An 8,257-nucleotide genomic window follows, 5' to 3' on the forward strand; every position below is an offset into this window, starting at 1 on the left:
AAAAAACATATCACGATTACCAGCATTTTCTCGTGCCATTTTTAATGCTTTTTAGGCATTAAAAAAGGGGGGGTGTTGCCTATACCCTACAAAACCAAATATTTCTATAGCATGACAGAATGAGTAATCACACCGCCCTATGGTTCTCCTCTTCCCCGCGTTTCTAGGCTCCGCTTTTAAAGTCAGTGGCAATTTCTGTAAATGCAAAAGCCGCCCTTAAGGACGGCAAATGAGGATGGTGCAAAAGTATTGCCTTGATTATTTTTTAAAGAACAAACTAGGTGGTGTACTATTTTTGGAAAGCTCTCGTGAAGAAATATGATGATGGAGAAGCTAGGCATTATGATAAAATACACTTCTGACTCTATAAAGAGAGAAAATCTGAGTTGAGATTTAATCCCTGCAAAGCCTTTATACGTATAAATTACATATTCTATAAAGCCCCACTTCTAATAAAAGCAATATAGGGGAAAGTTTGAGTGAAGAAGTATTATCTTTTAGTGCTTTAGAAGTATGGTTTTAAGATAAAAATATCGTTTTAGCTCTATAACAAGTAGTATTTAGAACAAATGGAATAAGGAGCCAATAAGATAGAAGAAGGTCTTTTTTTCTAATAGCCATAAGATTTTGTGCTCTTAGAATTACTTGAGAATTATCTTTAAGACTTAAGCGCCCCCATTCCCTTGGCATATTCTTCTCTATAGCTTATAAAAGCCGATATTCTATAGCGGGGATAAAATTTAGTGATCACGTACTCTATGGCTTCCCCTCCCCACTGCCAGCTTCCATTCAAACATCAGTACCAATGGCTGCAAAAGCAAAAAGCCACCTCTTCTTTTTCTCACGCAGAAAACTTTTCCCTCATCACGCTCGTTTCAAAAAGAGATCGCAAAAATCATCAATCCTTCAAAGAACATGCCATCCTAGAAGCGGCCAATGGGGCTAGAGCAGATGTCCAAGTTGATAGTATGGAGGGATATAAGTCCCTTTCAAAACAGATAGTACATTGCGCCAAGTATAGGGGGGTACAGCGTCTCATGGCTTTCTCAATTATGATTTATGTATGTTAGGATAGGTGTAAGAAGCTTTTTCAGCTCTCTAGATGCTTTAACGATAAGAGAATGGCCAGCAGATACAGAACCACCCTTACGTTCTTTTTCTGTCTGTTCCGATACACAAATTAACAATCGTCGCAAAAACCAAGATGCTGCTGCAATGGATGCATAAGATCTTGTATTACCGGCTATAACAGATGCACAAGAACTTGTTTTTCTCAAGTTAATTTGAGAAGCATCAGAGAATTTTTGAGACCAATCTAGATTGAGCGCTATTTTTTGCACTCTATCGTGAACAAACACTTGCTAAGAGGCATAGGGCTTGGCATCACCACCATTGTCTGTCTTTCCGCCCCTATCCAATATGTCAACAGTTTATACGTCAAAGATACAGCAGTTATCACACGCATATTACAGCAAATAGGCGGAGCTTTGGGGGGTGTATTCGCTGGCTTTTTGATCCATTCGCTGACAGAGGAACACCTTTCCCTCAACCAAACATATCTCATATTCTTTATATTCTCTATCGCTGCATTTTTACTGTTTTGCCTCGCACTCTCCTTATCGCATAAAGAGAAGGGCTCCGATTTATGATATGCTTTGTTTGAACGCCTTCTCAATAACCTTTTCGGGTACGTGCATTTTTATATTTTCACGTTTTATCATGAGCGCAGTGTCATGTTTAGATTTCATTTGATTTTTATGGAAGTTATTAGTTTTGGGACTTTGGTTGCGGGGGCAGGATTTGAACCTGCGGCCTTCAGGTTATGAGCCTGACGAGCTACCGGGCTGCTCCACCCCGCGTCATATATTTTAGAACAAGATTTTTTTATTGTCTACTCTGAGTATTGAGCATTGATATGATTATATTTTTATTTATGAATTGTTAGATATCATGCATTTAGCAGACCTGGCGGCGACTTACTCTCCCGTGCCTTAAGGCAAAGTACCATCAGCGCTGGAGCGTTTCACGGCCGAGTTCGGGATGGGATCGGGTGCGTTCACTCCGCCATAACCACCAAGTCAGCAAAAAGCATGAATGATGAGAAGCTGGAAATTTTTATATTTTATGAATGGATATAGGAAATGAGAACGATCAAGTCGATCGAACGATTAGTATCAGTAAGCTTCATGTGTTACCACACTTCCACACCTGACCTATCAACGTGGTGGTCTACCACGGTTCTCAGGGAATACTAGTTTTCAGGTGAGTTTCCCGCTTAGATGCCTTCAGCGGTTATCTCGTCCGTATATAGCTACCCTGCTATGCGGCTGGCGCCACAACAGGTCCACCAGAGATACGTCCATCCCGGTCCTCTCGTACTAGGGACAGGTCCTGTCAATATTCCAACACCCACGGCAGATAGGGACCGAACTGTCTCACGACGTTCTGAACCCAACTCACGTACCGCTTTAAATGGCGAACAGCCATACCCTTGGGACCTGCTCCAGCCCCAGGATGCGATGAGTCGACATCGAGGTGCCAAACAACCCCGTCGATATGGACTCTTGGGGGTCATCAGCCTGTTATCCCCGGCGTACCTTTTATCCGTTGAGCGATGGCCCTTCCACACGGGACCACCGGATCACTATGACCGTCTTTCGACTCTGCTCGACTTGTCAGTCTCACAGTCAGGCAGGCTTATGCCATTGCACTCAACAAACGATTTCCGACCGTTTTGAGCCTACCATCGCGCGCCTCCGTTACTCTTTAGGAGGCGACCGCCCCAGTCAAACTACCCACCATACACGGTCCCGAATCCGGATAACGGACTGCGGTTAGACATCCATATCGGTAAGGGTGGTATTTCAAGGATGACTCCACAAAGGCTAGCGCCCCTGCTTCAAAGTCTACCACCTATCCTACACATACAGACACAAATGCCAGTGTAAAGCTATAGTAAAGGTGCACGGGGTCTTTCCGTCTAACCGCAGGAACCCCGCATCTTCACGGGGAATTCAATTTCACTGAGTCTACGTTGGAGACAGCGGGGAAGTCGTTACGCCATTCGTGCAGGTCGGAACTTACCCGACAAGGAATTTCGCTACCTTAGGACCGTTATAGTTACGGCCGCCGTTTACTGGGGCTTCAATTCAATGCTTGCACATCTCCTCTTAACCTTCCAGCACCGGGCAGGCGTCAGACCCTATACGTCGTCTTGCGACTTCGCAGAGCCCTGTGTTTTTGGTAAACAGTCGCTACCCCCTGGTCTGTGCCACCCTCTAACGGTTGCCCGCTAAAGGGTCACGCTTCTTCCGAAGTTACGCGTGCAATTTGCCGAGTTCCTTCAACGTAGTTCTCTCAAGCGCCTTAGTATTCTCTACCAGTCCACCTGTGTCGGTTTGGGGTACGGTCTATATGTGGGAGCTATTTCCTGGAACTGCTTCACTGCAAGATCAATCCAATAAGACCTTACAATATACGCAATCCGTCACTACCCACAGGTCCACGAATATTAACGTGGTTCCCATCGACTACGCCTTTCGGCCTCGCCTTAGGGGCCGACTCACCCTGCTCAGATTAACTTTAAGCAGGAACCCTTGGACTTTCGGCGAGGGAGTCTCTCACTCCCTTTATCGTTACTCATGTCAGCATTCTCACTTCCGATACCTCCAGGAGCTCTCACGAGTCTCCCTTCACAGGCTTACGGAACGCTCCGCTACCACTTACTCCCTAAGGAGTAAATCCACATCTTCGGTGTATGGCTTTAGCCCCGTTACATTTTCGGCGCAGGGACCCTTATTTAGACCAGTGAGCTGTTACGCTTTCTTTAAATGGTGGCTGCTTCTAAGCCAACATCCTGGTTGTTTTGGGATCCTCACATCCTTTCCCACTTAGCCATAACTTGGGGACCTTAGATGGTGGTCAGGGTTGTTTCCCTCTCCACGACGGACGTTAGCACCCGCCGTGTGTCTGCTAGTTAGTTCTTCCAGGTATTCGGAGTTTGGTTAGGTTTGGTAATCCGGTGAGGACCCCTAGCCCATCCAGTGCTCTACCCCCTGGAGAATTCGACTAACGCTCTACCTAAATAGATTTCGCGGAGAACCAGCTATTTCCGAGTTTGATTGGCCTTTCACCCCTAGCCACAAGTCATCCCAATCTATTGCAACAGATACGGGTTCGGCCCTTCAGTAAGTGTTACCTTACCTTCAGCCTGCTCATGGCTAGATCACTCGGTTTCGGGTCTAATCCAACGAACTGAACGCCCTATTCAGACTCGCTTTCGCTACGCCTACACCTACCGGCTTAAGCTTGCTCGTTAGACTAAGTCGCTGACCCATTATACAAAAGGTACGCCGTCACCCAGAACGAATCTTGGGCTCCGACTGTTTGTAGGCATTCGGTTTCAGGTACTATTTCACTCCCCTTGTCGGGGTACTTTTCACCTTTCCCTCACGGTACTGGTGCGCTATCGGTCATGCACGAGTACTTAGGCTTGGATCGTGGTCGACCCATGTTCAGACAGGATTTCACGTGTCCCGCCCTACTCTAGGACTTAAATCAGATTTACGTATACGGGACTATCACCCACTTTGGTACGACTTTCCAATCGTTTCTACTTTTCTTAATCTAAGCCACTGGCCTGGTCCGCGTTCGCTCGCCACTACTAACGGAGTCTCGTTTGATGTCCTTTCCTACAGGTACTTAGATGTTTCAGTTCCCTGCGTTTGCTTCTTACACCCTATTTTATTCAGATGTAGATACCTTTATCTGACGACTAGAAAACTAAACTGTCTTTTTGCAAAAACAGCTTAATTTTTCTAGCCATCAAAGGTGGGTTGCCCCATTCGGAGATCTACGGATCAAAGGTTATTCGCACCTCCCCGTAGCTTATCGCAGCGTATCACGTCCTTCATCGCCTGTGCATGCCAAGGCATCCACCAAATGCCCTTAAGACACTTGATCGTTCTCATTGCCAATATTCATTCACTGTTTGTCCGCATTCTTTGTCTTGTGCAAAACAAAGCGCAAAATAAACATAAATATCAGCAGAAAAGACCAGCTTCTCGAGATATACTCAATGGCGCGGTTAAGCTTCCAATCATAAGCAAGGGGTTTGAGCATTCCCTTGCGACACAATGTCCCTTTTTCTAAATTAAGATTTCCTCTTCAGATAAAGGCCTTTCTTTTAAGATCTTTTTTAAAAATCTGTTTTCAAAAACCTTTTTTTAACAACAAGCATTTTCCCAAGAAAGTATTTTTCTTAACAAAAAACTTGTGCCTCAGAAGGAACCTTAAAAAAGGAACATGTTTGAATATATCTTCTCTTCACAATTTCAATAGAACAAGCAAAAGGGTATAACCCCCCTTACTAAACCGTGTTCTCACAACACGATGATGACCAAATGGTGGAGCCGGACGGGATCGAACCGACGACCCCCTGCTTGCAAAGCAGGTGCTCTCCCAGCTGAGCTACGGCCCCTAAATAATGCTCTCTCAAATCAACCATAACCAAATTCATCAACTTGAATTACCTGTCCTGTTTTGATTTGTATCATGTAAATTTATCTGTACCACTGAAGGGACAAAGCCTCTTTGGAAGCTTAATGGGATAAATTTAACAAACAATCTCTGAATGATAAAATAAAATCTTTAAAAATAAACAAAGATTGAAGAGGCTTTAATACGCTTAAGCTTTATACTCTTGGATAAGCAAAAAACGAGCATAAATTGGTGGGCCTGGGAGGACTTGAACCTCCGACCTCACGCTTATCAAGCGCGCGCTCTAACCAACTGAGCTACAAGCCCTCCGGAATAAACCGGAAAACCTTCCCCGGTATCATCTTAAATCACAGGAAAAGCTTTTTTAGTTATTTCCTTTTAAAGCCTTTTTTAAAACCCATAAGTTCTGAGTAAATCCATGGTCTTTAAAATCCATGGCACCTTGAAACGCATGTTTTTCTTTGAAAAACCTGGAGGGATTATGATGTAAGGCTTTATTTTAAGAGATCGCCAGAAGGCTTGGGATCATCATCTGAAGAAAGAGAAACGAAGACGGCTAGTCTGCTTTTATATTGTCAACACATGAGCACTAAGCCCTCAAATATTTCTCTCAACAGAGGTAGGGGCCTCAAAGAGACGGGGGGGGATCCTCTTTATTACAAAGAGGGGTCTCTTTTTTGTGAGAGGGACTCATTGAGAGTTAGCGTCATATGCACGGTTTAAACGGACTAAGTTTAAACCTTGTGTCTAATCAGATCAAAAAGGGAGGGATTTTTAACAAGCCCTATTCTTGATCATCCTTAGAAAGGAGGTGATCCAGCCACAGGTTCCCCTACGGCTACCTTGTTACGACTTCACCCCAGTCGCTGACCCTACCGTGGTTGCCTGCCTCCTTGCGGTTAGCACAGCACCTTCGGGTAAAACCAACTCCCATGGTGTGACGGGCGGTGTGTACAAGGCCCGGGAACGTATTCACCGTGGCATGCTGATCCACGATTACTAGCGATTCCAACTTCATGCACTCGAGTTGCAGAGTGCAATCCGAACTGAGATGGCTTTTGGAGATTAGCTCGACCTCGCGGTCTCGCTGCCCACTGTCACCACCATTGTAGCACGTGTGTAGCCCAGCCCGTAAGGGCCATGAGGACTTGACGTCATCCCCACCTTCCTCTCGGCTTATCACCGGCAGTCCCCTTAGAGTGCCCAACTAAATGCTGGCAACTAAGGGCGAGGGTTGCGCTCGTTGCGGGACTTAACCCAACATCTCACGACACGAGCTGACGACAGCCATGCAGCACCTGTCTCCGATCCAGCCTAACTGAAGGAGGGTGTCTCCACCTTCCGCGATCGGGATGTCAAGGGCTGGTAAGGTTCTGCGCGTTGCTTCGAATTAAACCACATGCTCCACCGCTTGTGCGGGCCCCCGTCAATTCCTTTGAGTTTTAATCTTGCGACCGTACTCCCCAGGCGGAATGTTTAATGCGTTAGCTGCGCCACCGAGCAGTAAACCGCCCGACGGCTAACATTCATCGTTTACGGCGTGGACTACCAGGGTATCTAATCCTGTTTGCTCCCCACGCTTTCGCACCTCAGCGTCAGTAATGGACCAGTGAGCCGCCTTCGCCACTGGTGTTCCTCCGAATATCTACGAATTTTACCTCTACACTCGGAATTCCACTCACCTCTTCCATACTCAAGATATCCAGTATCAAAGGCAGTTCCAGGGTTGAGCCCTGGGATTTCACCTCTGACTTAAATATCCGCCTACGTGCGCTTTACGCCCAGTAAATCCGAACAACGCTAGCCCCCTTCGTATTACCGCGGCTGCTGGCACGAAGTTAGCCGGGGCTTCTTCTCCGGTTACCGTCATTATCTTCACCGGTGAAAGAGCTTTACAACCCTAGGGCCTTCATCACTCACGCGGCATGGCTGGATCAGGGTTGCCCCCATTGTCCAATATTCCCCACTGCTGCCTCCCGTAGGAGTCTGGGCCGTGTCTCAGTCCCAGTGTGGCTGATCATCCTCTCAGACCAGCTATGGATCGTCGCCTTGGTGAGCCGTTACCTCACCAACTAGCTAATCCAACGCGGGCTCATCCATCTCCGATAAATCTTTCTCCCTAAGGACGTATACGGTATTAGCACAAATTTCTCTGTGTTATTCCGTAGAGATGGGTAGATTCCCACGCGTTACTCACCCGTTTGCCGCTCACTCTAAAAGAGTGCGCTCGACTTGCATGTGTTAAGCCTGCCGCCAGCGTTCGTTCTGAGCCAGGATCAAACTCTCATATTGAAAATTCGATTTGGCTATATTTGGTCTTTATTGCTCCTTAAAAATAAAGAGCACCAATTAAATGGTCACGCTTGAATCGACGAGAACATATTTTTACACACCTAAATCTAACTCTAAAGTTAGATCCGGTATTAACATCTTCTCTAAAAAACGTGCCGCCATATTCTTTTTGGAAATCTCAAATATAAACTTCAAAATCTCCGCAGACTATGCCGCCCACGTTTCTCTTTCTTCTTTCTTCTCTTGTCAAAGAACAAACAGTCAATAAACCGTTTCTAAACCAAAAAAATACCATACACTAAAAAGCGTAAAATAAAAACCTAAAAGGCAAAACACCGCGTATATGATAATTCTTAGTCAATAAAACAAGAGCAAAACCAACCATCGCAAGCAGAAACCGCTCTCGTTACTCGTCGTATATAGTACTCTTTCAAATAAAGAGTCAATATCATTTTTTACTTTTTTT

1 protein-coding gene, 3 tRNA genes, 3 rRNA genes and 1 pseudogene are annotated in these 8,257 nt (G+C 45.6%); 2 read left to right on the forward strand and 6 right to left on the reverse strand.

The annotated features are described in order from the left end of the window. The first annotated feature begins 1,059 nt into the window (after positions 1-1,059). Together ACFIJQ_RS08570 and ACFIJQ_RS08575 are read left to right on the forward strand one after the other, a co-directional pair. Positions 1,060-1,227 (forward strand): hypothetical protein, encoded by a 168-nt coding sequence (locus tag ACFIJQ_RS08570; protein WP_155915002.1) that lies wholly within the window; start codon positions 1,060-1,062, stop codon positions 1,225-1,227. Positions 1,228-1,358: 131 nt separating this feature from the next. Beyond that, positions 1,359-1,649: pseudogene (locus ACFIJQ_RS08575) on the forward strand (drug:proton antiporter); the annotation flags it as partial. 133 nt (positions 1,650-1,782) lie between these two features. On the opposite strand, the gene ACFIJQ_RS08580 reads toward ACFIJQ_RS08575, so the two are convergent. From ACFIJQ_RS08580 to ACFIJQ_RS08605, 6 genes are all read right to left on the reverse strand, one after another. Continuing rightward, positions 1,783-1,859: transfer RNA gene (locus tag ACFIJQ_RS08580), tRNA-Met, on the reverse strand. 104 nt (positions 1,860-1,963) lie between these two features. Then, positions 1,964-2,078 (reverse strand): 5S ribosomal RNA (gene rrf / locus ACFIJQ_RS08585). A gap of 69 nt (positions 2,079-2,147) precedes the next feature. Next, positions 2,148-4,962: ribosomal RNA gene (locus ACFIJQ_RS08590) — 23S ribosomal RNA — on the reverse strand. Positions 4,963-5,403: 441 nt separating this feature from the next. Then, positions 5,404-5,479 (reverse strand) — tRNA-Ala (locus ACFIJQ_RS08595). A 249-nt stretch (positions 5,480-5,728) separates the two neighbouring features. Beyond that, positions 5,729-5,805 (reverse strand) — tRNA-Ile (locus ACFIJQ_RS08600). A gap of 498 nt (positions 5,806-6,303) precedes the next feature. Continuing rightward, positions 6,304-7,791: ribosomal RNA gene (locus tag ACFIJQ_RS08605) — 16S ribosomal RNA — on the reverse strand. The 16S, 23S and 5S rRNA genes sit together here with 3 tRNA genes alongside, the layout of an rRNA operon. Positions 7,792-8,257: the final 466 nt, after the last annotated feature.

Source organism: Bartonella sp. TT67HLJMS, assembly GCF_042193375.1.
Lineage (GTDB): Bacteria > Pseudomonadota > Alphaproteobacteria > Rhizobiales > Rhizobiaceae > Bartonella > Bartonella grahamii.

What these genes read in the sequence shown, in the direction of transcription:
- ACFIJQ_RS08570 (WP_155915002.1), top strand. Translation starts at nt 1,060, where the DNA reads ATGTATGTTAGGATAGGTGTAAGAAGCTTTTTCAGCTCTCTAGATGCT.